At 62.2% G+C, this 23,799-nt stretch carries 19 protein-coding genes and 1 tRNA gene; 9 read left to right on the top strand and 11 right to left on the bottom strand.

Features of this window, described 5'->3' with window-relative positions; translation table 11 throughout:
- Positions 1 to 192 precede the first annotated feature (192 nt).
- A protein-coding gene (locus D3227_RS23290) for an IS5 family transposase (RefSeq protein ID WP_120016625.1) occupies positions 193 to 950 on the top strand; the annotation gives its coding sequence in 2 pieces (ribosomal slippage) (positions 193 to 535 and positions 535 to 950; 759 coding nt in all).
- Positions 951 to 963: 13 nt separating this feature from the next.
- Here D3227_RS23290 and D3227_RS23285 read toward each other — a convergent pair.
- The 4 genes from D3227_RS23285 to D3227_RS23270 form a co-directional block, all read right to left on the bottom strand.
- Positions 964 to 2,397 carry an HlyD family type I secretion periplasmic adaptor subunit gene (locus D3227_RS23285; RefSeq protein WP_120016624.1) on the bottom strand — a complete coding sequence of 478 codons (1,434 nt, stop codon included), beginning with the start codon at positions 2,395 to 2,397 and terminating at the stop codon, positions 964 to 966.
- The gene (locus D3227_RS23280; RefSeq protein WP_120016623.1) at positions 2,394 to 4,136 is read right to left on the bottom strand and encodes a type I secretion system permease/ATPase; all 1,743 of its coding nucleotides are present in this window, start codon (positions 4,134 to 4,136) and stop codon (positions 2,394 to 2,396) included. The genes D3227_RS23285 and D3227_RS23280 overlap by 4 nt, the downstream gene beginning before the upstream one ends.
- Before the next feature lie 153 nt (positions 4,137 to 4,289).
- Positions 4,290 to 5,489: a CAP domain-containing protein gene (locus tag D3227_RS23275; RefSeq protein ID WP_120016622.1), complete on the bottom strand. Its 1,200-nt coding sequence runs from the start codon at positions 5,487 to 5,489 to the stop codon at positions 4,290 to 4,292.
- 612 nt (positions 5,490 to 6,101) lie between these two features.
- Positions 6,102 to 7,214 (bottom strand): pyridoxal phosphate-dependent aminotransferase, encoded by a 1,113-nt coding sequence (locus D3227_RS23270; RefSeq protein WP_120016621.1) that lies wholly within the window; start codon positions 7,212 to 7,214, stop codon positions 6,102 to 6,104.
- 257 nt (positions 7,215 to 7,471) lie between these two features.
- Between D3227_RS23270 and D3227_RS23265 the strand changes: the two genes are divergently transcribed.
- Positions 7,472 to 9,160 (top strand): tetratricopeptide repeat-containing sulfotransferase family protein, encoded by a 1,689-nt coding sequence (locus D3227_RS23265; RefSeq protein ID WP_120016620.1) that lies wholly within the window; start codon positions 7,472 to 7,474, stop codon positions 9,158 to 9,160.
- Positions 9,161 to 9,336: 176 nt separating this feature from the next.
- On the opposite strand, the gene D3227_RS23260 is transcribed toward D3227_RS23265, so the two are convergent.
- From D3227_RS23260 to D3227_RS23250, 3 genes are all read right to left on the bottom strand, one after another.
- A complete protein-coding gene (locus D3227_RS23260; RefSeq protein ID WP_120016619.1) occupies positions 9,337 to 10,527 on the bottom strand; it encodes a porin in 1,191 nt (396 codons plus the stop codon).
- A 225-nt stretch (positions 10,528 to 10,752) separates the two neighbouring features.
- Entirely contained in the window at positions 10,753 to 10,866 is a 114-nt protein-coding gene (locus D3227_RS42845) for a GIY-YIG nuclease family protein (protein ID WP_245451839.1), read from the bottom strand.
- Positions 10,867 to 10,961: 95 nt separating this feature from the next.
- Positions 10,962 to 11,052, bottom strand: a tRNA-Ser gene (locus tag D3227_RS23250).
- Positions 11,053 to 11,505: 453 nt separating this feature from the next.
- Between D3227_RS23250 and D3227_RS23245 the strand changes: the two genes are divergently transcribed.
- Both D3227_RS23245 and D3227_RS23240 read left to right on the top strand, forming a co-directional pair.
- Positions 11,506 to 12,660: a porin gene (locus D3227_RS23245; protein WP_120016618.1), complete on the top strand. Its 1,155-nt coding sequence runs from the start codon at positions 11,506 to 11,508 to the stop codon at positions 12,658 to 12,660.
- Between the two features lie 238 nt (positions 12,661 to 12,898).
- Complete coding sequence (locus tag D3227_RS23240; protein WP_120016617.1) at positions 12,899 to 13,978, top strand: tyrosine-type recombinase/integrase; 1,080 nt, start codon at positions 12,899 to 12,901, stop codon at positions 13,976 to 13,978.
- 59 nt (positions 13,979 to 14,037) lie between these two features.
- On the opposite strand, the gene D3227_RS23235 is transcribed toward D3227_RS23240, so the two are convergent.
- Both D3227_RS23235 and D3227_RS23230 read right to left on the bottom strand, forming a co-directional pair.
- The gene (locus D3227_RS23235) at positions 14,038 to 14,937 is read right to left on the bottom strand and encodes an alpha/beta fold hydrolase (RefSeq protein WP_120016616.1); all 900 of its coding nucleotides are present in this window, start codon (positions 14,935 to 14,937) and stop codon (positions 14,038 to 14,040) included.
- Between the two features lie 80 nt (positions 14,938 to 15,017).
- The gene (locus tag D3227_RS23230) at positions 15,018 to 17,048 is read right to left on the bottom strand and encodes a lytic transglycosylase domain-containing protein (protein WP_120016639.1); all 2,031 of its coding nucleotides are present in this window, start codon (positions 17,046 to 17,048) and stop codon (positions 15,018 to 15,020) included.
- 246 nt (positions 17,049 to 17,294) lie between these two features.
- On the opposite strand from D3227_RS23230, the gene dapA reads away from it, so the two are divergent.
- The 3 genes from dapA (at position 17,295) to D3227_RS23215 (ending at position 19,503) form a co-directional block, all read left to right on the top strand.
- Positions 17,295 to 18,176: a 4-hydroxy-tetrahydrodipicolinate synthase gene (gene dapA, locus D3227_RS23225; protein ID WP_120016638.1), complete on the top strand. Its 882-nt coding sequence runs from the start codon at positions 17,295 to 17,297 to the stop codon at positions 18,174 to 18,176.
- A 25-nt stretch (positions 18,177 to 18,201) separates the two neighbouring features.
- Positions 18,202 to 18,681, top strand: coding sequence for an SsrA-binding protein SmpB (smpB, locus tag D3227_RS23220; protein ID WP_006202221.1), 480 nt, complete (start codon positions 18,202 to 18,204; stop codon positions 18,679 to 18,681).
- 81 nt (positions 18,682 to 18,762) lie between these two features.
- Complete coding sequence (locus D3227_RS23215) at positions 18,763 to 19,503, top strand: glycoside hydrolase family 25 protein (protein ID WP_120016615.1); 741 nt, start codon at positions 18,763 to 18,765, stop codon at positions 19,501 to 19,503.
- Here the strand turns inward: D3227_RS23215 and D3227_RS23210 are convergent.
- Both D3227_RS23210 and D3227_RS23205 read right to left on the bottom strand, forming a co-directional pair.
- Positions 19,472 to 20,143 carry a uracil-DNA glycosylase gene (locus D3227_RS23210; protein WP_245451838.1) on the bottom strand — a complete coding sequence of 224 codons (672 nt, stop codon included), beginning with the start codon at positions 20,141 to 20,143 and terminating at the stop codon, positions 19,472 to 19,474. The two genes, D3227_RS23215 and D3227_RS23210, sit on opposite strands and share 32 nt — an antisense overlap.
- Positions 20,140 to 20,721 (bottom strand): LabA-like NYN domain-containing protein, encoded by a 582-nt coding sequence (locus D3227_RS23205; RefSeq protein ID WP_006202226.1) that lies wholly within the window; start codon positions 20,719 to 20,721, stop codon positions 20,140 to 20,142. Before D3227_RS23205 ends, D3227_RS23210 begins: the two co-directional genes overlap by 4 nt.
- Positions 20,722 to 21,036: 315 nt before the next feature.
- On the opposite strand from D3227_RS23205, the gene rpoZ reads away from it, so the two are divergent.
- Positions 21,037 to 21,438, top strand: a complete 402-nt coding sequence (gene rpoZ, locus D3227_RS23200) for a DNA-directed RNA polymerase subunit omega (protein ID WP_006202227.1) — start codon at positions 21,037 to 21,039, stop codon at positions 21,436 to 21,438.
- A 111-nt stretch (positions 21,439 to 21,549) separates the two neighbouring features.
- Positions 21,550 to 23,778, top strand: coding sequence for a RelA/SpoT family protein (locus D3227_RS23195; RefSeq protein ID WP_120016613.1), 2,229 nt, complete (start codon positions 21,550 to 21,552; stop codon positions 23,776 to 23,778).
- Positions 23,779 to 23,799: the final 21 nt, after the last annotated feature.

The raw sequence follows: 23,799 nt of genomic DNA, 5'->3' as shown, positions 1-23,799 counted from the left end.
ACCGCTCCTCCAGGCTACAATCCCCATAGCGCCAAACCTACCCGCGCCTCCGTTCAATCCGGCTTGCAATGAGGTCCGACGTCCCGCCATGTGGCTCCGTCGAGCATGCGGACCTCACAGAAGCCTTCTCCAGATTCCCATTGGCAGGGATGCGTGATTCATAGGTATCCGCGATTTGGCGGAGACCGATGGATGGCAGCGAAACGGTATGAACTGAGCGACGCGCAGTGGCGTCGGATCGCGGCGCTGCTGCCGGGCAAGGCAGGTGATCCGGGACGGACTGGCTCGGACAACCGGCTTTTCGTCAATGGCGTGCTGTGGGTGCTTCGGTCGGGCGCACATTGGCATGACCTGCCGGAGCGCTACGGCAAGTGGAAGACGCTGCACAAGCGCTTCTCGCGCTGGTCCAAGGCGAAGGTGTGGGAGCGGGTCTTCGACGACCTCACCAAGGACCGGGACAACCAATATCTGATGCTCGACAGCACCCTGGTCCGCGCCCACCAGCAGGCAGCGACCGGAAAAGGGGGGACCAGAATCAGGCTCTGGGGCGTTCCCGAGGTGGACTGACCACCAAGATCCACATGCTCGCCGATAGCTTCGGCCGGCCGCTGAGGTTCCTGCTCGCTGCCGGCCAGAGCCACGACATCCTGGCAGCGCCTATACTGCTGCAAGGCTACACCGCTGAGGCCGTTCTTGCCGACCGAGCATATGATTCCAATGCCTTGCGCAGCTTCATCGCGGACATCGGCGCCAAGGCGGTCATCCCCTCCACCCGCTCCAGATCAGAACCGATCCCCCATGATCCGCTCATCTACCGATGCCGCAACCGCATCGAGCGATGCTTCAACAAGCTCAAGCACTTCCGACGCTTCGCAACTCGCTACGATCGACGCGCCAGCCACTTCCTCGCCTTCATTCACCTCGCCGCTGCAATGATCTGGATGCGATGAATGTCGATTCAGCCTAGTCGCCGCGAAACGCGCGGCTGGCCTGGTCGGTCAACGGCTTGAGCAGATAGGAAAGCACCGTGCGGTCGGTGGTCCTGAGAAAAACCTCGGTCGGCATGCCTGGCTTCAGCTCCAGCGGGCCTGCCTCTTGGAGGCTCCTGGCCGACAGCACGATGCGCACGGCATAGTAGGAGATGCCGGCCTTCTGGTCTTCGATGAGATCGGGCGAGATGCGGTCCACCTCGCCTTCGACCTCCGGCGTCGTCTGCTGGCTGAATGCCGAAAGGCGAAGCGTCGCCGGCTGTCCGATGCGCAGTTGGTCGATGTCCTGAGGGGCGACACGCGCCTCGACCACTAGCGCGTCCGCCGTCGGCACGATCTGCATGATCGCTTCGCCGGGCGAGATGACGCCGCCGACCGTATGGATTGCCAACTGGTGCACCCGGCCGGATTGCGGTGCGCGGATGTCGATCTGCTTCAGCGATTGCTGGGCCGCGATCTGGCGCTCGCGCAGCTCGCTCGCCTTGGCGTCGATCTCGCGCAGCTCGCTTGCCACCTCGCTGCGCATGTCCTGGTCGATCTGGATGATCGCCAGTTCCGTCTCGCTGATGCGTCCGCGCGTCTGCGCGGCCGCGGCGGTCAGCTGGCCATCCTCGCCGTCGAGCCGCGCCTGGGCGCGCTCGCGTTCGGCCAGCCGCGAAATCGGCACCAGCTTCTTCTTCCACAGGTCCCGCATGCCCTGCAGTTCGACCTTGGTGAGCGCGATTTCCTGCTGCTTGCTCTTCTGCTGGGCTTCGATACCGGCGATCTCCTGCCGGAATTGCACGACGCGCTCGCGCAATTGCGAGACCTGGCCGTCGCGTGCCTGGCGCCGCAAGGCAAACAGCTTGTTCTCGCCGTCGATCAGTTCGGCGATCTTGGGGTCGGCCGCGCGTGCCGCGAACTGGTCGGGATAGGCGACCACTATGGCGCCGTCGCGTTCGGCTATCAGCCTGGCACGGCGGGCAGACAGCTCGTCCAGACCGTTGTCAACGATGGCCAGATTGGCACGTGCCACCGTGTCGTCGAGCCGCACCAGCACGTCGCCGGCCGCGACCATGCTGCCATTCTTCACATTCAGCGCGCCGACCACGCCGCCTTGCGGATGCTGGACTGATTTGACGTTGGAATCGACGACCAGATGGCCGGCCGCGACCACGGCGCCGGAAAGATTGCTCGTCACTGCCCAAAGGCCGAGCCCGCCGACCAGAACGAAGGCAGCGATGCCGCCCAGCCTCACGTTGCGGTCAATGGCGCGCCGCAACCGCTGTTGTTGCGGCGACGCGGCCTCGACCGGCTTTGCTCCCTTGTCGAGAAAGGCAAGAGTCAGCGACCTTGCGCGCAACGCCACGTCCCTGGCCGTATGCAGGCCCTCCGTTGCAAAGCCGGGCATTGCAAGCGCCATCTTCATCCCGCCGTTCCCACCGCATGAAGCGGCACGGCTGCGGGCTGCAGCGCCTGCCGCGCTATCTCGCTCTTCGGGCCAAAGGCCTGCTGCCTGCCGCCGCCGAGCACCAGCAGATGGTCCAGTGCGGCAAGCGCGCTCGGCCGGTGCGCCACCACGATGGCGATGCCGCCGCGCGCCTTGATGCCTTCGATGGCTTGCGTCAGGGCCTGGTCGCCGGCGGCGTCGAGGTTGGAATTCGGTTCGTCGAGCACGACCAGGAACGGATCGCCGAACAGCGCGCGCGCCAATGCCACACGCTGGCGCTGGCCGGCCGAAAGTGCCGCTCCGCTTTCGCCGATTTCCGTCCGATAGCCTTCGGGCAGGCGCAAGATCATTTCATGGACGCCGGCGGCCCGCGCCGCCGCGATGATCGTCTCCGGCACGGCATCGTCGTCGAAACGCGCAATGTTCTGGCCGACCGTGCCGGCGAACAGTTCGACGTCCTGCGGCAGGTAGCCGATATGGCGGCCGAGCGAGCGCGCCGGCCATTGCTCGAGGGCCGCACCGTCGAGCCGGACCTTGCCGCGCATCACCGGCCACACGCCGACCAGCGCGCGCGCCAGCGAGGATTTCCCGGAGCCGCTGGGGCCGATCACGCCAACGCCCGATCCGGCGCGCAGCGAGAATTCGACGTCCTGCACTACCAGGCGCCGGTCGCCGGGGGCCACGACGCTGATGCTCTCGACCGAGAGCTCGCCGGCCGGGGCAGGCAGCTCCATCCCGCTCTCCAATGCCGGGAGCGCCGCAAACAAATCGTCCAGGCGCCGCCAGCTCTGGCGGGCGTTGAGGAAGCCCTTCCAATGCGCAATGACAAGCTCGATAGGCGCCAGCGCGCGTGACGTGAGGATTGAACTGGCGATGATGATCCCGGGCGTCGCCTGCTGGTGGATGACCAGATAGGCGCCGAGCGCCAGCACCATCGACTGCAGCATCATGCGCAGGACGCGTGACACCGCGCCCAGCCCGCTTGTCAGGTCGCTGGCGCGCTCCTGCGCCTCGCGAAAGCCGGCATTGGCCCGGCTCCAGCGGCTAGCCAGCCTCTCGCCCATGCCCATTGCGGCCAGCACCTCGGCGTTGCGGGTGCTCGACTGCGCGATCGCGCTGCGGCTGGTGCTGAACCTCGACATCGCCTTGGTCGGCCCGCGAACCAGACGGTCGGTCAGCACCGTCAGCGACACCAGAAGAAGGGCGCCGATGAGCGCTGCGACACCGATCCACGGGTGGAAGAGAAAACAGATCACCACATAGAGCGGCATCCATGGCAGGTCGAACAGGGCGGCGGGGCCGGGGCCGGAGAGGAAGCCGCTCACCTGGTCGAGATCGCGCAGCGCCTGCAGCCCTTCGCCACGGTCGCGCGTGCGCAGCGGCAGGCGCACCACGCAGCCGAAGACGCGGCTGGAGATAGTCTCCTCGATGCCGGCGCCTATGCGCGTCAGCACCCGTGCCCGCACCGCTTCGAGAATGCCCTGAAAGACGTAGAGCACGGCCACCAGGATGATCAGCGCCACCAGCGTGGGCACGCTGCGGCTGGGCAGCACGCGGTCATAGACCTGCAGCATGAACAGCGAGCCGGAAAGCATCAGCACGTTGATCAGGCCGCTGAAGCCGGCAACGGCAACATAGGCACGGCGGAAGGAGGCAAGAGCCTCCCGCAGCTCGGAGCGAGCCTTGCGGTTCGGGTCTGGCGAAAACGGATGAAGCAGTATCTTTCCCTCAACTATGCCCGGCCATCGTCATCTGGCGGTTCCGAATCCGAACGCTGACGCCGTCAGAATGGCTGGGGCGTCAAACCTCCTTCAAATTCGCGGCGGCCCGCGCCTGAAGCACGGACCGCCAGGCAATCTTGCAGTTCGCTGTCAGCCCACGAGGTCTGCGCTCTGATGGTCCGATTGGGCTATCTGAGCCAGGATCTTGGCCACCGCGGCGTGCGCCGCGTCGCCCGCATCGGCAACGATGTGGCCGTCAGCCGAAACATGCGCCTGCAACGCCGCCACCGCGCGGTCTATCGCCTGGTGGAACTGGCCGCTGCCATCGAGCAGATCGGAGACATCGTCTGCATTGTTGTGCGCGACGGCCTGACGGAACTGCAAATGGTCGCCGGCAAGCGGAGCCGTATGCGACGTATCTTGGCCGCTCGCGCCGCCTGCAGCCTCATTGGCGCTGAGGGTGGCTTGCTTCGCCGGCGAATGGGTCTTGAAGAAGTCGGCGAGCCAGCTTTTGGTGGTGTTGCCGTTGCTCCCCGCATCCGCCACGGCGGTGGGAGCCGCCGATGCCACCGGCTGCGTGTCGCTCGTGTCGGAACTGGCATCGTCGGCCGAGGCGGTCGCGGCAAGCGTGCCCGACTTCATCGTCGGATCGACCAGGTCGCGTTTGACGTTCTTGGTGCCGATCGTCGCGGTCTGCGTCGAGGTGGCGATGTTGGCGCCCGAGAATGTCACCGTGTAGGTGCCAGGCTTCAGCACCAGATCGTAGCCGCCGGCAGCCGATGTCGTGGTCTTGAAGGTCTGGCCGGCGGAATTCTTGGCCGTCACCGTGATGGCGCCGAGCCCTTCGCCCGGATCGTAGAAACGGTCGCCATCCTTGTCGTCGAAGGTGACGCCGGTCAGGAACAGGTCGGTGGCGGTCTTGGCGAAGTCCTCGGTGACGAAGGCGCTGCTGCGGCCCTTGTAGTCGCCGACCTCGAAGCCAAGGCCGACTTCGCGGAAGTTGGGATTGAGGATGTTGGCCCGGTGTCCCGAGGAATTCATCAGATTGGTGTGGAGGAGTTTGACCTCGTCGACATAGCCGGTCGGGGCGCGGGTCGTTGCCCAGGCGATATTCTCACCGGTGGCCCACGATCCGGTCAGGACATAGCCTGCAGCTTTCATGCGCGTCGTCGGCGACGAGCCGCCGGAACCGGTATGCGAAAAAATGTCGGTTGCCAGCATCCACCGGTCATGACCTTCGGCGGCTTCGCTGAGGTCGTTGTCGAAGGCCAGAGGCTGGGCACCTGTCTTGGCACGCTCGGCATTGATGAGTTCGAGCAAATACTGCTCGTTGGCACTGTGCTGCGGCATTTGGTATCCCCGTTGGTTCTGACGGTATTGAGCCCCCTGTGCTTCCCGTCATCCGTCCTTGGACAGCATATGTGTTTATGATTCGGCGCTAAAGTAAACAAATTAGAACATATGCACATATATCGTGTGCGCTATTGCCCGGATCGCTTAACAAGGCTGAAATCAGGGTGCAGGATCAGTTTTCGGCTGAGCTCTCAAGTTCTTCTGACGCTGTGAACAAGTGATGAATCTGCTCAGGCCATGGCGCCATTTCGAGAACTCTATATTTTCCCGGCGCAGTTATTCCGAGGACCCTAAGAGCCGGAATTCGCTAATGTATCTTCCGTACGAGAGATGCGCGAATGTTCGGAGCGGATGGAGTTTCGGTACTCGATCGAGAGGTGAGCCTCGACACGAACAGGTCGTTCAAAGAGGATATATATCTCGACCTGGCAAGGCCCGCTTCTGCACCGGCGAGACGGTTTCGAAGCGGATGTTGGATTTCACACGGTTCGCTTGGCGTGAACTAAAATTCCGAGCCCAGCATCGATCAAGGAAGGCCGGCGTGCCGACGGACGACCGATTCGATGCAATGCGAAATGAGTGCGCGTCGGCTGCGCGACGGGGAACCGACTAGTTCCCCCGCGCTGCCGCAAGTGCGCCCGGCAGTTCCTCGGCGAAAATGTCGAGCTCGTGGTCGAGCCCGACGCTGACTCTTATGCAGCGGTCGAGCACCGGCACCATCGGCTTGCGGATGAACACGTCGCGCGCCAAGAGCCCCTGCAGCACTTTCAACGCGAAGGCCCCATCGCTGCCGCAGTCGATGGTGACGAAATTGGTCGCCGAAGGCAGCGGCTTCAGCCCGTTTGCTTCAGCGATCCCGGCGATTCGCCGCCGCCCAGCTTCGACCCGCGCCACCACGCTCTCGAGATAGGCCTGGTCGGCGAGCGCCTCGACGCCGGCGATCTGCGCCATGCGGCTGACGCCATAATGGTTGCGGATCTTCTCGAAATCGCGGATCACCTGGGCCTCCGCCACCGCGTAGCCGCAGCGTATGCCCGCCAGCCCATACGCCTTCGAAAGGGTGCGCATGCGGATGACGTTCGGCCGCGAGACATCGATCGGCGGCAGCGCCGAGGCAGGCCCCAATTCGCCATAGGCCTCGTCGAGCACCAGCACGGTGGTTTCGGGCAGCGCCTCGATGAAGCGGATGATCTCGACTGCCTCCCACCAACTGCCCATCGGATTGTCGGGATTGGAGAGATAGACCAGCGGCGCCTTGTCCCTGACGGCCGCCGCGAGCAGCCCGTCCAGGCTTTCTTTGTCGTCCTCGTAAGGCACCGCAACCAGATGGCCGCCGACGCCGGCAATGTGGAAATTGAAGGTCGGATAGGCGCCGAGCGAGGTCACCACCGCATCGCCCGGAGCCACATACATGCGCGCCACCAGGCTGAGCAGACCATCTATGCCTTCGCCGACGACCACATTCTCCGCACCGACGCCAAGATGGGCGGCAATGGCGACCTTCAGGTCGAAATTGTCGGGGTCACAATACATCCACATGTCGCCGGCAATCCCGGCCATGCGCTCGATGACCCGCGGCGAGGGGCCAAAGCTGCTCTCATTGGCGCCGATGCGGGCACGAAAAGCACGGCCACGCTCACGCTCCTGCGCCTCCGGCCCGACAAACGGCACCGTCGAGGGAAGTGCGGCGATGAGCTGCGTAAGGGGAGGGCGCTGACGCATGGCAAAAGCTCGCGAGAAGGGCTTTCTTGCTAGCGTGGCCAGTGGGCGGGTGCAAGTTCGATGTGGAGAGGGCGAGGTGTGTACTGCGAATCGATGCTGCCTCCCTCCAGAGCCTTCCGTTCGTCAGTCTCGGCTGGACACCGGCAAACTGCGTCTGGCACTCTAGGGCAGACTGTGACTTGCGACAGCCCCAGGCCACAGCCGCCGCCGTTCGCCAAAGGCTGGATTCTCCTGGCCGCTTTTGCTAGCGAGACAAAATGAACAGCCGATTGCCGCCCGCCTGGGCCAAGCACCTCAAAGCCCAACCTGCGCCGCCCAAGGCCGCGCCGCCACCGAAAGCTGGATTGCCAAAGCCCCAGCCCTCGAAGGCCGGTCCGTCTCGCGCGCAAGCTGATAACATTCTGTTGAGGCAGGCGCTGGAGCTTCAGAAAGCCGAGCGTTTGCCGGAGGCCGAGGAACTCTGTCACCGCGTTCTGGCAAGAACTCCCGAACATCCGCTTGCGCTGTACATACTGGGAACGCTGGGGCTGGATTTCGACACTGAGCTGGCCATAAAGTATTTCGAGCGGGCCGCAGCCCGAGAGCCAGGCAATCCCTACTACCAACTAAGTCTCGGCGAAGCCTGGTTGAAGGTTGCTGACTATTCGCCGGCAATCAAGCATCTTCAACGCGCGTATGAACTGAAGCCGGATCTGGTAGAGGCGCTTTATGGGCTGGGGCAAGCCTACCACAAGTTCGACAAGGCCGAGATGGCTTTGGCGGCCTATGAACGGGTGCTCAAACTCAACGACGATCACCCCAGTGTTCGAGTGGGTCTGGCAAGAGCGTTAACCAGTTTGGGACGAATGGACGACGCTGCAGCCTGTCTAAGAGAAGCCATCGCCAAACGTCAAAGTGTACCGGCAGCCTACCAAACGCTTGTTAATACAAGAAAATTCTCGACAGAGCCCCCCGAACTCAGGTCAATTATCGATGAACTTGACGATGCTGCTGTTGTCGGTCCGCTCTCGCACGACCTTCATATGGCGGCCGGCAAGGTTCTAAGCGATCTCAAGCGTTTCGACGACGCTATGGATCACTACCTCAAAGCCAAAACATCCGCCGCGCGAAATTTCGACATTGCGTCCTATCGCAAGCGGGTGGATTCCCTGATCGAGATTTTCGACGCAGAACTATTGGCAGCCAAGGCGGGCTTTGGCGACCCCTCCAACATTCCGGTATTCGTTGTTGGAATGCCGCGTTCTGGAACGACGCTGACGGAACAGATCTGCTCGAGCCACCCAGACGTTTATGGCGCGGGCGAACTCACCAAGCTCGGGCGAATGGGGTCTGCCATTGGGCTGCGGGGCAACAAAGCGGATCGGAGTTTCGGGTCGCTAGTCAAGTCGATGACAAATAAACAATCGCAGGCAATGGCGCAGGAATACCTCGAATATTTGAGACAATACTCTCTTCCTGACTTGCGTGTTGTCGACAAGATGCCTCATAATTTTGAGATTGTTGGGCTGATTGCGATCCTGTTCCCGAATGCTCGCATAATTCACTGCAGACGTGACGCAATAGACAATTGTCTGTCTTGTTTCACTTCGAACCTTAACGAGACACACGGTTATACGTCAGATCTTCACGGATTGGGCCTGTATTATCGTGAATATGATCGTCTAATGGAGCACTGGAAGACCCTCCTGCCTGGACGAATATTTGAGAATCGCTATGAGGAACTTATTTCGGATCAGGAGGCGCAATCGCATCGTCTGATTGACCACCTCGGGTTGCCATGGGATGACGCTTGCCTGCGCTTCTTCGAAAAGGAAGGCTCCGTCAGAACGATCAGCCGCTGGCAGGTTCGCCAACCGATTTATACGTCGTCGGTAAAGCGCTGGAAAAATTATGAAGGCAAGATCCAGCCTTTGATCGAGGCCCTGGGCGACCTAGCCGATATCTGATCCGAATTGGAAAATCTGCAGCGATTGTGGACCGAGCCGTTGTTGGCTCTGGCGGTGCAGATCAGCCGGATGCCAATTTGAGCGCGCCGAAGCATCGCGCGATCTGATGGGGTACCGAGACGTGAAAAAACCCGGCGGTCGCCCGCCGGGTTCGGTTTTCAGCCAGGCTGTGACTATTAGAACGAGCGCTGGAAGCGGAGGAGGCCGCCGACGCTGTTCTTCTTGTCCCCATTGGTCCAGTTGCGATTGTCAACGTCGCCAAACTTGCCGTCGTGGTCGTAGTCGACTTCGGCCGTGACCGTCAGGCCGGGAACGATGTCGTAGGCGACGTTCGCCGCGACGCCATAGTTCTTGTCGTCGTCAGAAGAGGCCTGGAGGTTGAACGAGGTCTTCTCGTTGAACTTGTAGGTGCCGCCGCCCCACACCGCCCAGTTGCCGCCCCACTGCTTGTAGAAGTTGCGGTCGATGTTGTCGTCCGTTCCGTAGCCGGCCATGAGGAACAGCGACAGTTCGCTGGTGGCGTTCACGTCGAGGCGAACCTTGCCGGCCCACTCTTCCCAGGTGCTGTCATAGGCGCCGACAGCAATGATATCACCCCAGCCCTGCGTGTACTTCACGCCGCCGACGACATGCGGCACGTAGCTGTCGATCGTGTCATTGCCGGAAGTGGCATTGAAGACATAATTGCCAGCCCCATCGAGGACAGCAGCACCAGCATCGCCGGAGCCTTCTTCGAGCGAAACCACGGCGGAGAGGCCGTTGCCGGCGTCGAAGTAGTACTGGACGACATTGGTGTCGAAGCCGCCGTAGGGAACCAGCGTATCCTGGATGACGTTGCCGGCGTAGCCGATGAACGTATTGAAGGCCGATTCGTCCTTACCGACGCGCAGGCCACCGAGCTGGATCCAGGCGAAGTTCAGCGAGACGCTCTTCATGCCGGCCGGATTGCTATCGAAGCTGTCCGTCGAGTTGAAGAAGGCGTGCCGATTGTTGTTGCCGAAGTTGAAGCGGGTCTCCGTATAGGTCTTCAAGGTGCCGAGTTCGGTTTCCTGGCCGGTCCAGGTCTTCAACGTGAAGCGGGTGTTCTTGTACCAGGTGTCCTGCACGTCACCATCTTCGTGGTCGACCGACTCCGCACCCGTGAATGCGCCGACGTCGCCCATACCGATGTCGTAGCGGACATAGCCGCCGATGCGCAGGCAGGTTTCGGTGCCGGGGATGTAGAAGTAGCCCGAGCCGTAGACGTCGCAGATCTTGACGTATTCAGCCGGTTCCGGCTCGGCGACGACGACGGCGTCGGCGGCGCGCGCACCGGAAACTGCGATCAGGGCCGCAGCGGAGCCAAGGAGAAGGCTCTTGATGTTCATTTTCTGACCTCCAGTCAGAATCGAACGCGGAGGTCGACGAAAAGCTACTCGTTGCGCTATTTCTCTTTTTATTTCAAATGGATAACCTTTGAACCATCAGGGAAGCCAAAAACGTTTGCCCGCGAACGCCTTGCCCGAGCCGGTCTTGAAATATCGCTCGAGTTGCCGTGCATTGGCCTCGGTTTCGACCGCAATGTAAGCCTTCAGAGTGACAGGCAGATGAGCCTAGGTCGAAGTGACATGGCCTGATCGATGCGATTCGAAACGGCGCCGAAGATCGTTGGTCGATCCGAAATAAATATCGCCGCTATGGAGTTGCAGAAAGTAGACGTACCACATGGTCCCCCTACCCTACTTCGTAGCTTCGGGCGACACTCCTACGCCCAAATGCGGCTTCGGGTCGCCTGCCACCCGAAGCCCGCAAGGGCGTAGGGTGGCGGAGAGGATGGGATTCGAACCCACGAGAAGCTTTTGACCTCTACTCCCTTAGCAGGGGAGCGCCTTCGACCACTCGGCCACCTCTCCGTTGCGCCGCTGGATAAAGAAAAGCGTCGGCACAATCAACAGCTGGCGCCATTATCGCGGAAAAATCCGGCATCGGCTGCCGGCCGCATGCGCCATAAGGCGATTCTGCGGCAATTCCCTGGCCGTCGACTCGGGTGACATGACCGCAATTGCGGCGGCGCCGTCGCCGGATTCGGCCGCATTGCAAGGGCCGCGGGAGCCCAGATGGTTAACGAGAGCTTTCGGAGTGAGGCCAAATCGTGTCATTTGTGCAACAACGCCCGGGGATAGCGCCCGAACTGCCCTTTTGCCGGTACGATCGTGGTTGAACGCCGCCGGCTCATGGGTAATGTCGAATTCGAAGGAGCGGCGCGGTGCGCATCTTTTTCGGTTAGTGGGGATGGGGCAGGGAACGCTGTCCTTCAGCAAAGAATACCCAGACCCGTTTTTTAACTTTTGACTGGAGGTCAGAAAATGAACATCAAGAGCCTTCTCCTTGGCTCCGCTGCGGCCCTGATCGCAGTTTCCGGTGCGCGCGCCGCCGACGCCGTCGTCGTCGCCGAGCCGGAACCGGCTGAATACGTCAAGATCTGCGACGTCTACGGCTCGGGCTACTTCTACATCCCCGGCACCGAAACCTGCCTGCGCATCGGCGGCTATGTCCGCTACGACATCGGTATGGGCGACGTCGGCGCATTCACGGGTGCGGAGTCGGTCGACCACGAAGATGGTGACGTGCAGGACACCTGGTACAAGAATGCCCGCGCCACCTTCAAGACCTGGACCGGCCAGGAAACCGAACTCGGCACCTTGAAGACCTACACCGAGACCCGCTTCAACTTCGGCAACAACAATCGGCACGCCTTCTTCAACTCGACGGACAGCTTCGATAGCAATCCGGCCGGCATGAAGAGCGTCTCGCTGAACTTCGCCTGGATCCAGCTCGGTGGCCTGCGCGTCGGTAAGGACGAATCGGCCTTCAATACGTTCATCGGCTACGCCGGCAACGTCATCCAGGATACGCTGGTTCCCTACGGCGGCTTCGACACCAACGTCGTCCAGTACTATTTCGACGCCGGCAACGGCTTCTCCGCCGTGCTCTCGCTCGAAGAAGGCGCAGGCATCGTCGGCACCATCGACAGCTACGTTCCGCATGTCGTCGGCGGCCTGAAATACACGCAGGGCTGGGGCGCCATCACCGGCGTCGTTGCTTACGACAGCAACTACGAAGAAGTGGCCGGCAAGGTCCGCTTGGACGTCACCCCGATGCAGAACCTGTCGCTGTTCATCATTGGCGGCTACGGCACCGACGACAATCTGTCGGATCCGACCTGGGCAATCCCGGCCGGTGGCCGCGGCTTCTACAAGCAGTGGTCCGGCAACTGGGCAGTCTGGGGTGGTGGTACCTACACCATCAACGAGAAGACCTCGTTCAATGTCCAGCTGTCTTATGACGAAGGCAAGAACTTTGGCGCCGCGGCGAACATCGCCTACGACGTCGTTCCCGGCCTGACGGTCACGGCTGAAGTCGACTACATCAACGTTGGCGACGACACCGCGTCCGATTGGACCGATGCACGCCAGGAGGACGCCATCGGCGGCATGCTCCGCTTCCAGCGCTCGTTCTAAGGGCTGGTACTACACAGGTAAAATCCAGCCCGGGCGCGTCAACGCCCGGGCTGTTTTGTTTTCGTGACTGGGTCAACGCAAACGAAAGGATGGGGGTAACGGTAGCTGAATAGGGTCCGTGGGACGATTTCGTGGGGTCCGTTGATGGGCGGATGAAATCACAACTGCGTGATTCAAAACTCTTGAAAGGGCGCTTCCAAGCGGGTAGGGCTGACCTATCTATTCGGGGGTGCAGCGAATGATGACGACCGAAGCGATTCAAGAGGAAACACCCTCTGATCATTTTTCGATGTTTTCTTCTCAAAGCGCAAAGATCAAATACAGCTTTAACAAGATAAGAGAAGTAAAGTCGTATAGGGTCGGAGAGCTTTTTTCAGCCTATCGAGACATACTTTGGGATGACGGGCGGCATAAATACAATGTCAGCTCTTTCATTGGCGAAATAGACGAGATCCTCCTCGGGGAGCGTTTCAGCGCCTTTGACCAAAGCACCCTGGACAACCTTATCGGTACCTTGCGCCAGCGCGGCAACAGCAACGCAACCATCAACCGGAAGATGGCTGCCCTTAGCAAACTGTTGCGCAAGGCTCATAAGATGGGAGATATCCACAGCCTGCCTGAGTTCCGCCGCCAGAAGGAGCGGGCGGGACGGATTCGTTTCCTCGAAAAGGACGAAGAGACAAGGCTGTTCGCGGCCATCAGGAGCCGCAGCGAGGACGCTTACCGCCTTTCCGTATTCCTCGTCGACACCGGCTGCCGCCTCGGCGAAGCGCTCGGTCTGATCTGGAACGACATCCAGGAACACCGCGTCTCGTTCTGGATCACCAAGTCCGGCAGCAGTCGCACCATTCCGATGACCGCTCGTGTCAAGGAGGTGATCAAGCTTCCGGTCACCGAAGGCCGCCGGCCGAAGGGTCCTTTCACCAAGCTCAGCCAGGCGCAGTACCGCGCCATCTGGAACGATGCGAAGGCCGAGGTCGGCCTCGGCGCCGACGAACAGGTGGTGCCGCATATACTGCGCCATACCTGCGCCTCGCGACTCGTCCAGGGCGGCATCGACATCAGGCGCGTCCAGATGTGGCTCGGCCACCAGACGTTGTCGATGACCATGCGCTACGCGCATCTTGCCACCAACGACCTCGACGGCTGCGTCGTCGTGCTGGAAACGCCCCGTAGCGAGGGCATGGGTGGCGGCACGGAGAACTCGGCGTTCTCGTCTCCGCTGACCACGCCGACATCGGCAGGGCCCAGGCAAAAGAGTGAAGCGGGCACAGCGAAGGCGACCAAGCCGGCCGGGAAAAGCTCCAAGGCCAAATAGCTCCGCCAAACTTTCCTATACTGCAACAACGACCCCGAGACCGACTTGGTCTTGGGGTTTTACTTTGTCCGAAACTGCTGTTCGGCCCGATCCAGGAATGCGGCGATGGCGTCCGGCAGGCTGCCGGTCTCCAGGAAAGGCGCGTGGCCCTGGCCATCGACCGTGATCGTCTCCATGCCAGGATGGCGTTTTCGCATCTCCTCCAGCGTCCCGGCCGACAGCAGCTTCGAGTTGCCGCCGCGTATGGCGAGCAGCGGCACGGCGGCGAGCGCTTCGAACTGCGGCCATAGATCCGGCAATGGATTGCTGAAATCGAGACCGGCCATCGTGTCGACCAGATTCGGGTCGAAATCCGGCACAAGCCCCGCATCGACCCCGCGATAGAGCGCCGACACCATCCGTTCCCAGTCAGCCTCGGTCAGGGCCGGAAAGTCTGCGCCGTGTGCGCCGCGCTGGGCGTCGACCGCCCCGGCGAATGTCTTCGGCTTCGGTGTGCGCTCGAGATAGGAGCTGATATGGGCGAGGCCCGCGGCTTCGATCACTGGGCCGATGTCGTTCAGCACAACGGCTTTCAGCACGGTTGGCCGCAGCGCGCCAAGCACATGGATGATCAGCCCGCCGCGCGACGTACCGATGAAGGCCGCTTGCTCGATGCCGAGGCCCGCCAGGCCGGCGAGGATGTCACCGGCCTCGACACCGACATTATAGTGACTCACATCGGGGTCGTAGGCGGACTGCCCGCGCCCGCGATAGTCGAAGGCGATGACCTTTCGTGGGTTCTTCTCCTGCCTCGACAGATGCAGCGCCAGTTCATGAAAGTCGCGCGCATTGCGGGTCAGGCCGGGCAGGCAGACGACCGGCCAATGGCCCGAATTCGCCTCGCCGTAGACGCGGGCATGCAGCCTGAGCCCGTCCGGCGCGGTGTAGAAGAAATCGGCAAAACCTTGGTCATTTTGCATATGCACTCGATTCCCCGCCATTGTCGGATCGTTGCCGAGTGCTACAGCCGAGGGCAGGGGCGGTCAAATGGGGAAGAGCGTCAACTCCGCCCGTTCACCAGATCTCCCACGATGTCGTACTTTCCCGAAATACGCATCTTGTAGACTTCGTAGTTCTCCATCACGCGCTGTACATAACTTCTTGTTTCCGTGTAGGGAATCCGCTCGATCCAGTCGACGACGGCGTCCACGTCCTTGCCGCGCGGGTCGCCATATTTGGCCAACCATTGGGCGGCGCGGCTGGGGCCGGCATTGTAGCCCGCGAAGGTCAACACGTAGGAGCCGTCGAAGCGGTCGAGTTGCTCGCCAAGGAAGGCTGCGCCCAGCGTCGCATTGTAGCCGGCATCGCTGGTCAGCCGCGTCTGCGAGAAGGTCAATCCGGCTTTCTTCGCCAATTGCCTGGCGGTGCCCGGCATCAATTGCAGCAGCCCGCGCGCGCCGGCGCTGGAGATGGCGCCGACATTGAACTCGCTTTCCTGGCGCGCAATCGCATAGGCCAGCGCCTTGCCCGAACCTGAAATGTTGGCGGTGTCGGGAATGACGCCCAGCGGATGCGACAGTGCCCCGACATCGATGCCGCGCGCGCCGGCGATCTTGCCGATCTTCAGCGCCATGAAATGGTTGCCCTGCTTTTCCGCCAGCACGGCAAGCAGAGCCAGTTCCCCCGGGCTGGTCAATTGCCCGGCGAGGTCGCGGTACAGCGTTTCGGCATAGCGGTCGTAGCCTGCCTCCTGCAGCCGCTTGATGGCGCTGACGGCCTCTCGGGCTGCGAAGTTCTGGTGGTCGACGGCGCTCGGCGAGGGATAGGCGATGTTGAGGCTTCTCAAGCCGACGCGCTCGCCGGCAAGTTGGCCATAGAAGGTGGTGCCGTAGGCGGCGGCACGAGAGAAATAGTCCTTGGCGTTGCCGGGGCCGCCGACTTCCGCCGCGCGGCCGAGCCAGTAATAGGCGCGCGACAGCGACATCGGCCCCTGCGCCAGGTCGGCAATGCGCGCGAAATGCGTGGCGGCGGTGGCGGGATCGTTGAGGCCGCGCAGCGCGTACCACCCGGCATGGAACTCGGCCTCGGCGGCGTTGGCGGCACTTTCGGCGGCATGTGCGGCGACAATTCTGTAGGCGGTCTTCATGTCGCCCTGGTCGACCAACTCGCGCGCCAGCACCCGGCGCTCCACCCACCAGGCATCGGGATCGACCAGAGCCTCGCGGTCGCTCGGCGCCCCCGTCACGACGGCCGCCGCGTCGGAAAGCTTGCGCAGATATTCGGCCTGCGCAAAGAAATAGCCGGCTGAACGCTGCGCGATTGGCACCGCCTTAAGTAGCTTGGCCGCATTCTTGTCGCCTCTGGACACGGCCGCCCAGGCATCGGCCAGCGGCTGGGCGTCGGCGAGGCCGGCAACGCGCAGCGCCGAGATGACCCTGTCGGCATAGAACATGCGCTCCATGCGGAAGCGGTGGTCGGCGGCCGGGATCAGCGCGCCGAACTCCTTGATGACCGCAGTCTCGTCCTTCGCCTCGAGTTTTTCCATGCGCCAGAATGGCGACAGCACCGAACGCGCTGCCTTGGCATTGCCCAGCGCGACATAGGAGCGGGCAAGGATGATCACGCCTTCCGGTGTCAGCGGTTGGCTGCCGTCGAATGCCTTCGCCACGATTTGCGGCGAGGGGTTCTCGCGATAGAGCGCGCGCTCGCTGTTCTTGCGCAGCGCGATCGTGCCCGGCCAGTTCGGCAGCATCTTCGCGGCGTCGGCGATGTCACCGCTCGGCACCTGGTCGCCGCCATAGAGCGCGATCGCCCAAGCCAGTATATGGCGGTCGAGCGAATCGGCCGGCAGTGCCTCGCGCACCTGGCGCGCACCGCCAATGTCGTTGGCCGCCAGCCTGTCGAGGCCGCTCTTCAGCAGGGCAATGCTGGGGCGCGCATCCGGCTGGCCCGGATCTGACTGGCTCTGCAAGTCGGGCATCGGGATCGCCGACGTCAGTTGCACATCGACGCCACCGCCGATCGCTGCAACCGGGATCAGCGCAAGCGTGGCGCCCAGAAGCGCAAAACGATGGGACCGCCTGGTCGGCATGGGTTTCGTCATTTCCCGTTCGTGCACACTACCAGCAGGCACAGAAGCGTTGCAGCCTAGACTTAGGTGGTGAAAAGCCCGTGAACAAAAGTCTATCGAGGTCGTTCGAATTGCGCCCGCTGGCACCATGGCAATGCTTGCCGCGCAACAATGTCGAGACTATGGTGCGCGGCTTCGCTTTCGGCTAGAAGGCGCGCACGATAGACCGACCGACAAAACTCGATAAGTCCTAAGGAGTTGGACGACATGCTGAGAGGCTCGCTGACCGCGCTCGTGACACCGTTCGAAAAGAGCGGGCGTTTCGACGAGAAAGCCTTTCGCGCGTTCGTCGAATGGCAGCTCGCCGAAGGCACAACCGGGCTGGTGCCCGTCGGCACCACCGGCGAGTCGCCGACGCTGTCGCATGACGAGCATCGCCAGGTCGTCAAAGTGTGCATCGAGGTCGCCAACGGGCGCGTTCCGGTCGTCGCCGGCGCCGGCTCCAACAACACCGAAGAGGCGGTCGGGCTGGTGCAATATGCCGAGAAGGCGGGCGCCGACGCGGCTCTCGTCGTCACGCCCTATTACAACAAGCCGACGCAGCGCGGTCTTTATGCGCATTTCGCCGCCGTCGCCAAGGCAACCAAGCTGCCGATCATCATCTACAACATCCCGCCGCGCTCGGTGATCGACATGAGCCCGGAGACGATGGGCCAGCTGGCACACGACTTCAAGAACATCGTCGGCGTCAAGGATGCCACCGGCAAGGTCGAGCGCGTTTCCGAGCAGCGCGCCACATGCGGCAAGGATTTCATCCAGCTTTCCGGCGAGGACGCCTCCGCACTCGGCTTCAACGCCCATGGCGGCGTCGGCTGCATCTCGGTGACGTCGAATGTCGCGCCGAGGTTGTGCGCCGAATTCCAGGAAGCCACCCTTTCCGGCGACAGCGCCAGGGCGCTCGACCTGCAGGATCGGTTGTTGCCGCTGCACAAGGCGATCTTCATCGAGCCTGGCCTGTGCGGCGCCAAATATGCGCTGTCGAAGCTGGGCAAGGTCGAAAACGTCGTGCGCTCGCCGCTGGTGACGATCGAGGCATCGACCGCCGAGAAGATCGATCAGGCGATGAAGCATGCCGGCTTGATAAATTAGGGATGAGGCGCCACCTCTCCACATCATGAATCAAGTCAGAAAAGCCGATCCCAACAACAAGACCGTTGCGGAAAACCGCAAGGCGCGGTTTTCCTATGAGGTGCTCGACACGATCGAGGCCGGTCTTGTGCTGACCGGCACCGAGGTCAAATCGTTGCGCCAGGGCCAGGCCAACATCCAGGACAGCTATGCCTCGGTCGAGGGCGGCGAGATCTGGCTGATCAATTCCTATCTGCCGGAATATCTGCAGGCCAACCGCTTCAACCACGAGCCGCGCCGGCGCCGCAAGCTGCTGCTCAACAAGCGCGAGATGGCGAAGCTGTCGCAGAGCGTCGACCGCGAAGGCATGACGCTGGTGCCGCTGAAGATCTATTTCAACGACCAAGGCCGCGCCAAGCTCTTGCTCGCCGTCGGCCGCGGCAAGAAGCTGCACGACAAGCGCGAGACCGAAAAGCAGCGCGACTGGTCGCGCGAGAAGGGCCGGTTGCTGAAGGAACGTGGGTGAGAAGCACCAGGCGATAGCCTGAAAAAAGCCAAAGCGTTTGGCTTTCAAGTTTCGAACAGCGGAGTACAACAGGGGATAGTCTTGAAGAACCGGATCATCCTCTGGGGCGCGGCTGGCTTGGTCCTTGCGGGTCTCGTCGCAGCGGGTGGTTTTCTCTACTTCCGCACCTTCTCGCCGGACCGCGACAGATATCCGGTCAGGGGCATCGACGTTTCCCATCATCAGCACCAGATCGATTGGCGGCGCGTAGCCGCCGACGATGTCGCCTTTGCCGTCATTAAGGCGACCGAAGGCGGTGATCATGTCGACGATGCCTTTGCCGCCAATTTGCGCGAGGCGCGCGCCGCCGGGCTCGCGGTCGGCGCCTATCACTTCTTCACCTTCTGTCGGCCGGGCGCCGACCAGGCGAAGAACTTCATTTCGGTAGTGCCGCGCGACGGCCCGCTGCTGCCGCCGGTTGTGGATATCGAATTTGGAGGCAATTGCCCGAAACGGCCGTCGCCCGAACATTTGAACGCCGAACTCCAAGCTTTCCTAGGTCCAGTGGAGGCAGCCTTCGGTAAGCCGGCGATCATCTATCTGATCGACGAGGCGGCGGATGCCTATTCCGGACAGATCGCCAGCCGCCAGCGCTGGGTCCGTTCACTGGCGCTGTGGCCAGGCCATGACGACTGGATTTACTGGCAATACCACAACAGGGGTCGCGTCGATGGCATCAGCGGCGATGTCGACATGAACGTCCTGCAGGGCGGGCAGGAAAAGCTGGCCGAGCTGTTTGCCAAGCCCGACTCTATCTCTGCAGAAACGCCGCGATCTCCCTGAACACGTTGACGAACATCGCTTCGGTCAAAACACCGGTATTGGTGTTGTAGCGCGAGCAGTGATAGCTGGAAAACAACGTGACGGCGCTGACCAGCTGCTGTCCGCCATGCCGGAACGGGTAGGCGGCGACGCGCCCACCCAGCGCCCGTACCGTCGACTGATGCGCGATCGAGCCGAGCGCCAGCACGACGCGCAAATTGGGAAAGCGGGCGATGGTCGGCACCAGGAATGTCCGGCAGGTGGTGATCTCCGCACCCACCGGCTTGTTTTCCGGCGGCACGCAGCGCACCGCATTGGTGATCGCCGTGCCGACGAGCTCCAGCCCATCGTCGGGTCTTGCCTTGAACTCGCCGCGCGCAAAACCATGCGCGATCAGCGTCGAGTAGAGCAGGTCGCCGGCATAGTCGCCGGTGAAGGGTCGCCCCGTCCGGTTCGCCCCGCGCAGGCCGGGCGCCAGCCCGACGATCAGCAGCTTGACGGCCTTATCGCCTTCGGGCGGCAGGAAGGTCGGCACCGGCGCGTTGAACCAGGACGGTTCGCGTTGCCGCCAGTCGGCGATGAAATCATGCAGCCGCGGGCAGAGCGGGCAGTCGCGGCCGGGTTCGGGTGAGGAAGCGGCGACCAAGGCCGCCGCCGTCAAAAATCATCCTCGTCGACTTCGGCCGGCTCGGGCCGGCGCACCGGCCGCTCGGACGGATCGCGGCCGACTTCGTTCTTCAGCGTCATCAGGTCCATGAAATGATCGGCCTGGCGGCGCAGATCGTCGGAGATCATTGGCGGCTGCGAGGCCATGGTCGAGACGATCGAGACCTTGCGGCCGCGCCGCTGCAGAGCCTCGACCAGGGTGCGGAAGTCGCCGTCGCCGGAGAAGATGACGTAGTGGTCGACGACATCGGCGAGCTCCAGCGCATCGACGGTCAGCTCTATGTCCATATTGCCCTTGATCTTGCGGCGTCCGGTCGAGTCGGTGAACTCCTTGGCCGGCTTGGTCACCACCTTGAAGCCGTTATAATCGAGCCAGTCGATCAGCGGCCGGATCGAGGAATATTCCTGATCCTCGACCAGGGCCGTGTAATAGTAGGCGCGCAGGAGATAGCCGCGCTTCTGAAAGCTCGACAGAAGCTTGCGATAGTCGATGTCGAAACCCAGCGCCCGCGAGGTGGCGTAGAGATTGGCGCCGTCGATGAAAAGGGCGATTTTCTCACGAGGGTCGAACATGGAAAAATTTCCTTTTCGAAAATAGGCGGTCGTCTAAATGCGTGCGTGACTATCGGCCGGTCTCTGAAAATGGACCTTATGGCCTTCCTTATCCGAGATAGCGCCAGTTTTACGGCAATCCAAGCTGCCTTGCCGCATTGCAAGCAATTGTGATCGGTGCGCAATCGTCGCAGCCAGGCGTGTCGCCAGATCTGGTACCGATCCGCCCTCCGCGCGGGCCAGGGGCGGGTATTGCCAAGAAGCTTGTATTTCGGCGGCGTTCGGGTTATGGACCGCGCCTGTTTTCCATCAAATCCAGGCTGAAAGGGGCAATTCATGGCCCGCGTAACCGTTGAAGATTGCATCGACAAGGTCGACAACCGCTTCGAGCTCGTGCTCTTGGCCGGCCACCGCGCCCGCCAGATCAGCCAGGGCGCGCAGATCACCGTGCCGCGCGACAACGACAAGAACCCGGTCATCGCGCTGCGCGAGATCGCCGACGAGACGCTGTCGCCCGACGACCTCAAGGAAGACCTGATCCATTCCCTGCAGAAGCATGTCGAGGTCGACGAGCCGGAAGCCGACGGCGAGGTGATCGCCGACCAGACCGGCACCGCCGTTGCGGCGACCGATGCCGACGACGCCGAGGACAACATCGCTTTTGATCGCATGACCGAGGAAGACCTGCTTGCCGGCATCGAAGGCCTAGTCCCGCCGGAAAAAAGCGACGACTATTGATCTTCGCCGACGCTGCCGACACTTTCGCGTCGGCAGTTTCGTGGCTATCTATGACATGCGCCGGATGCATATTCGGCGCATGATTCATTTCAGCACCGCGAGATCCCGCCCATGATGCGTCAGTATGAGCTTGTCGAGCGCGTCCAGCGCTACAAGCCTGACGTCAACGAGGCGTTGCTCAACAAGGCCTACGTCTATGCCATGCAGAAGCATGGCCACCAGAAGCGCGCCTCCGGCGACCCCTATTTCTCGCATCCGCTCGAAGTCGCCGCCATCCTCACCGAAATGCACATGGACGAGGCTACGATCGCCGTCGCACTGCTGCACGACACGATCGAGGATACGACAGCGACCAGGGCCGAGATCGACGAGCTCTTCGGCCCGGAAATGGGCAAGCTAGTCGAGGGCCTGACCAAGCTGAAGAAGCTCGACCTCGTCTCCAAGAAGGCCGAGCAGGCGGAGAATTTACGCAAGCTCCTGCTGGCGATCTCGGAAGATGTGCGCGTGCTTCTGGTCAAGCTCGCCGACCGCCTGCACAACATGCGCACCCTCGACCATGTGCCGGAAGCCAAGCGCTTGCGCATTGCCGAGGAGACGATGGAGATCTATGCGCCGCTTGCCGGCCGCATGGGCATGCAAGGCATGCGCGAGGAGCTGGAGGAGATCGCCTTCCGCTACATCAATCCGGAAGCCTACCGCGCCGTCACCGCCAGGCTCGCCGAGATATTCGAGCGTAACAAGGGCGTGCTGTCTGAGATCGAAAAGTCGCTGTCCACGCTGTTCGAAAAGCACGCGATCAAGGCCGGCGTGAAAAGCCGCCAGAAGAAGCCGTGGTCGGTGTTCCGCAAGATGGAAGCCAAGGCGCTGTCCTTTGAGCAACTGTCCGACATTTTCGGCTTTCGCGTCGTGGTCGATACGGTCGAGGACTGTTACCGCGCGCTCGGCGCCATCCACACCGCCTGGTCGATGGTGCCCGGCCGCTTCAAGGACTACATCTCGACGCCAAAGCAGAACGACTACCGCTCGATCCACACCACCATCGTAGGGCCCTCTCGCCAGCGTGTCGAACTGCAGATCCGCACCCGCGAGATGAACAAGATCGCCGAATATGGCGTTGCCGCGCATTCGATCTACAAGGACACCGGCGGCAAGACGAACGGTGCCGCCCACGCGATCTCGAAGGAGACCAACGCCTATGCCTGGCTGCGGCGCACCATCGAGCAGCTGGCCGAAGGCGACAATCCCGAGGATTTCCTCGAGAACACCAAACTGGAACTGTTCCAGGACCAGGTGTTCTGCTTCACGCCCAAGGGCATGCTGATCGCGCTGCCGCGCGGCGCCACGCCCATCGACTTCGCCTATGCCGTGCACACCGATGTCGGCGACACCTGCGTCGGCGCCAAGGTCAACGGCCGCATCATGCCGCTGATGACTGAATTGAAGAATGGCGACGAGGTTGAGATCATCCGTTCCAAGGCGCAGGTGCCGCCGGCGGCGTGGGAATCAGTGGTCGTCACCGGCAAAGCGCGCTCCGCCATCCGCCGTGCCACCAAGAACGCCATCCGCAAGCAATATTCGGGTCTCGGCGCCCGCATCCTCGAGCGCGCCTTCGAGCGCGCCGGCAAGAGCTTCACCAAGGAAGGCCTCAAACCGGTGCTGCACCGGCTGGCGCGCAAGGACATCGAGGATGTGCTGGCCTCGGTTGGCCGCGGCGAACTCGCCTCCTCCGACGTCATGAAGGCAGTGTTCCCCGACTACAAGGACGAACGCGTCACCGTTGCCGCGCCCAAGCAACGCGAGGAGGGCTGGTCGAAGATCCGCAATGCCGCCGGCATGCTGTTCCAGATCCCGGGCCGTGCGGTACGCAAGGACAAGGACCAGCCTCGCGACGGAGCGGTTCCCATCCGCGGCGTGCGCGGCGATCTGCCGGTGCGCTTCGCGCCGGAAGGCGCGGTGCCCGGCGACCGCATCGTCGGCATCGTACAGCCTGGAACCGGCATCACCATCTATCCGATCCAGTCGCCGGCGCTGCAGGCCTTTGACGACCAGCCCGAGCGCTGGATCGACGTGCGCTGGGACATTGACGAGCGCACCAAGGAACGGTTCCCGGCGCGCGTCTCGGTCACAGCGATCAACGCGCCTGGCTCGCTGGCCGACATCGCCCAGGTCGTTGCCTCCAACGACGCCAACATCCATACATTGTCGATGGTGCGCACCGCGCCCGATTTCACCGAAATGCTGATCGATCTCGAAGTCTGGGATCTGAAGCACCTCAACCGGCTGCTGTCGCAGCTCAAGGACAATTCGAGCGTCAGCGATGCGCGGCGCGTGAACGGCTAACCACAAATTTTCGAGGACAAG

The sequence above is a fragment of the Mesorhizobium waimense genome (genome assembly GCF_003601975.1).
Classification (GTDB): Bacteria; Pseudomonadota; Alphaproteobacteria; order Rhizobiales; family Rhizobiaceae; genus Mesorhizobium; species Mesorhizobium waimense.
This window is presented reverse-complemented; position numbering and strand designations above follow the sequence as displayed.

Coding starts and splice junctions, on each gene's coding strand:
- D3227_RS23285 (WP_120016624.1), bottom strand. CDS start 2,397: ATGAAGATGGCGCTTGCAATGCCCGGCTTTGCAACGGAGGGCCTGCAT.
- D3227_RS23275 (WP_120016622.1), bottom strand. CDS start 5,489: ATGCCGCAGCACAGTGCCAACGAGCAGTATTTGCTCGAACTCATCAAT.
- D3227_RS23270 (WP_120016621.1), bottom strand. CDS start 7,214: ATGCGTCAGCGCCCTCCCCTTACGCAGCTCATCGCCGCACTTCCCTCG.
- D3227_RS23265 (WP_120016620.1), top strand. CDS start 7,472: ATGAACAGCCGATTGCCGCCCGCCTGGGCCAAGCACCTCAAAGCCCAA.
- D3227_RS23260 (WP_120016619.1), bottom strand. CDS start 10,527: ATGAACATCAAGAGCCTTCTCCTTGGCTCCGCTGCGGCCCTGATCGCA.
- D3227_RS42845 (WP_245451839.1), bottom strand. CDS start 10,866: ATGTGGTACGTCTACTTTCTGCAACTCCATAGCGGCGATATTTATTTC.
- D3227_RS23245 (WP_120016618.1), top strand. CDS start 11,506: ATGAACATCAAGAGCCTTCTCCTTGGCTCCGCTGCGGCCCTGATCGCA.
- D3227_RS23240 (WP_120016617.1), top strand. CDS start 12,899: ATGATGACGACCGAAGCGATTCAAGAGGAAACACCCTCTGATCATTTT.
- D3227_RS23235 (WP_120016616.1), bottom strand. CDS start 14,937: ATGCAAAATGACCAAGGTTTTGCCGATTTCTTCTACACCGCGCCGGAC.
- D3227_RS23230 (WP_120016639.1), bottom strand. CDS start 17,048: ATGCCGACCAGGCGGTCCCATCGTTTTGCGCTTCTGGGCGCCACGCTT.
- dapA (WP_120016638.1), top strand. CDS start 17,295: ATGCTGAGAGGCTCGCTGACCGCGCTCGTGACACCGTTCGAAAAGAGC.
- smpB (WP_006202221.1), top strand. CDS start 18,202: ATGAATCAAGTCAGAAAAGCCGATCCCAACAACAAGACCGTTGCGGAA.
- D3227_RS23205 (WP_006202226.1), bottom strand. CDS start 20,721: ATGTTCGACCCTCGTGAGAAAATCGCCCTTTTCATCGACGGCGCCAAT.
- rpoZ (WP_006202227.1), top strand. CDS start 21,037: ATGGCCCGCGTAACCGTTGAAGATTGCATCGACAAGGTCGACAACCGC.
- D3227_RS23195 (WP_120016613.1), top strand. CDS start 21,550: ATGATGCGTCAGTATGAGCTTGTCGAGCGCGTCCAGCGCTACAAGCCT.